At 65.8% G+C, this 2644-nt stretch carries 3 protein-coding genes and 1 pseudogene; 3 read left to right on the top strand and 1 reads right to left on the bottom strand.

The window, feature by feature from the left end; translation table 11 throughout:
* The coding region (locus Y705_RS0114360) for an SDR family NAD(P)-dependent oxidoreductase (RefSeq protein ID WP_026533358.1) at positions 1-564 on the bottom strand (564 nt) is incomplete at its 3' end.
* A 134-nt stretch (positions 565-698) separates the two neighbouring features.
* Here Y705_RS0114360 and Y705_RS0114355 point away from each other — a divergent pair.
* The 3 genes and pseudogenes from Y705_RS0114355 to Y705_RS22455 all read left to right on the top strand — a co-directional run.
* Positions 699-1481: a YsnF/AvaK domain-containing protein gene (locus Y705_RS0114355; protein WP_162149092.1), complete on the top strand. Its 783-nt coding sequence runs from the start codon at positions 699-701 to the stop codon at positions 1479-1481.
* Positions 1465-2265, top strand: a complete 801-nt coding sequence (locus Y705_RS20250; protein ID WP_049822816.1) for a PRC and DUF2382 domain-containing protein — start codon at positions 1465-1467, stop codon at positions 2263-2265. The genes Y705_RS0114355 and Y705_RS20250 overlap by 17 nt, the downstream gene beginning before the upstream one ends.
* 38 nt (positions 2266-2303) lie before the next feature.
* A pseudogene (locus Y705_RS22455) lies at positions 2304-2644 on the top strand (hypothetical protein); the annotation flags it as partial.

Here is a 2644-nt window from a genome sequence, read left to right as displayed (position 1 = left end):
CCCCGCCAGCCCCGTCTCGGTGTGTGGCGGCCGGACATCGAGCACACGGACGCCCTGGCGCCTGAGTTCGAGGGTCAGTGCCTTGCCGTAGGCGCTGAGTCCAGCCTTCGTCGCCGAATACGCCGCCATTCCCGCCGTCGGGCTCTCGGCTACCACTGCGCTCAGCTGCACCACCACCGAATCCCTGGCCAGCTGCGGCCCCACTTCACGCATGAGCCGCATGTACCCGAGGAGGTTCACGAGCACCAGCTCATCAAGGGTGTCGTCGTCCACGGCGACCGCCGGGCCGAAGGCGACAACCCCCGCAGCGAATATCAGCCCGTTCAGTTCCTTGCCGTAGACGGCTGCCGCGAGGTCACTGGGCGAGCCCGCCTTTCCGAGATCCGCGGCGACGGTTCCCTCGACGGCCTCCCCGAGTTCCTCCGCCAGGGCCTGCAGCTTTCCTGCTGACCTTCCCGAGAGCGTCATTCGCGCGCCCCGCGCGGCCAGCTTCCGTGAAAGCTCGGCTCCCAGAACCCCGGTGGCGCCGACGACGAGGAAGTGGGAACCGCTGAGCTCAGTCATCCGGTGAGCTTATCAACCCGTTCCCGGGATACCCCGGAAATTCTGCCACGAATTGATAAGCATGCTTGCTATTGTATGGAGGGGGAACGGCGTCGATGTGGCAGCTGGAGATTGTACTGATGGAAGGAAGCGGCATGGTGATGCGGAAACAGGCGGGGCCTCCGGGCGAGAACGGTCCGGCAGGAGAATGGACAGCCGACGGCCCTGCCCAGGCGTCCGGGATCTCGGGCCACGTCAACAAGAAGGCCGGCAAGGGCACCGCCCGGGCAACCGATCCCATCGGCGACACCGCGTCGCCCGGGGATGCCAGGTCCTCTGCGATGACGGGACCCAGCGGCAGGAAGGGCCGTAAGGGCAAGAAAATCGCCGGACGGAGAACCGCGGCCGGTGACAGCGCCGGGAACGGCGGCACCGGAACAGGGCGCAGCGCTGAAGCCGGCCCGTCCGCCGGCCAGGTGATCGTGCTGTCCGAAGAGCAGGTCCGGGTCATCCCGCAAACCAAACAGCTCCGCAGGGTGCGTCTCCACAAAACCGTTGTCACGGAGAATGTGACGCGGACGATCACCGTCAGGCGGGAAGAAATCCGGATCGACCGCGGGCCCGGGACCGACGCCGCGGCCGCCGTCGAGCACGGCATGGCGACCGGTTCCGGCACCGGTTCCGGCACCGCTCCGGGCGTGGAGATCGGCAGTTCGGAACTCGAGGGGGGCGGCTATTCGATAGTGCTCTCCGAGGAGCGCCCCGTGATCCGGATGGAATCCGTCGCAGTGAAACGGATTCGGCTCACGAAGGAGAGAATCCTGACTGAGGAATCGTTGAGTACGGAGGTCCGCAAGGAAGTCCTCGAACCCGGCGTCGACGATGCCACCCACCAGGAAGCACCAGTACAAAGGAGCACAGATGATTACGCAGGATGACGTCGACGCCCTCCTCAGGGGGCATGGCAAGGTCTACGCCAGCGATGGCGACAGGATCGGCACCCTCGGGCAGATCTACGTCGATGACGACACCGACCGGGCAAGCTGGGTGACGGTGAATACCGGCCTGTTCGGAACCTCGGAAACCTTCATTCCGCTTGAAGGAGCTGCAGTCGATGGGAAGGATCTTCGGGTCGCCTATCCGAAGGACCGGGTCAAGGACGCCCCCAAGGTGGACCGTGACGGTCACCTCAGCCCGGAGGAGGAACATCTCCTCTACCGCCACTACGGCCTTGGCCGGGAAGACAGCTCGCACGACCTGTCCGGTTCGCAGAGCCACGGGACCGATGAATCCGCAACCACTACCTCCGGTTCGGCGACAGGCCCTGCCCTGACCCTTTCCGAGGAACAGCTGCGGATCGGTGTCGAGCAGCGTGAGACCGGACGTGTCCGGTTGCGGAAGTACGTCGTCACCGAAACAGTCACCCGGACCGTCCCGGTGTCCCGTGAGGAACTGCGCATCGAGCGGGAACCGATCACGAAGGCCAACCGCAGGAAAGCCTCCCGTCATGCAGGGCTCAGCGAAGAGGTGTATGAGATCACGCTCCACGAGCAGCGTGTCGTGGTGGGCAAGGAAACCGTCCCGGTCGAACGGGTCCGGCTGGACAAGGAAACTCTCACTCGGAACGAGACGGTGAGCGGGGAGGTCCGCAAGGAGCGCCTGGAGACCGACGGGGTTGGCGAGACCAGCGGCCCCGGCGAGGGCGGCACCCCCGCCCGCTGAGCATTCGCTATTCCCTGACCCAGCTAGAGGAGACATTGATGATTACGCACGAACAGATAGCCGACCTGATCAACACGGAGGGCGAGGTCCGCGCGGTGGACGGGAATCTCGGTTCCATAGCGCGGGTCTTCGTCGATGATGCCACCGGCCGGCCGTCCTGGATCCTTGTGGCGACGGGAGCTTCCGGCAGCGCGACGGCACTGGTTCCGCTCTCCGAGGCAGCCATGGACGGCGGGCACCTTCGCGTCCCTTATGAAAGGGCGCTCGTGGAACGCTCGCCCGAAATCGTGGGCGGTGAAAGCCTCAGCACCGACCAGGAGGAACGGCTGCTTCGGCACTACGGCTTGGGCACGCCTGCCGGCGTCGCCGACGCCCAGCC

The organism is Arthrobacter sp. H41, from assembly GCF_000520535.1.
Classification (GTDB): Bacteria; Actinomycetota; Actinomycetes; order Actinomycetales; family Micrococcaceae; genus Arthrobacter_D.
Note: the sequence above shows the minus strand (reverse complement) of the source record. Positions and strands in the feature narration are given on the sequence as shown.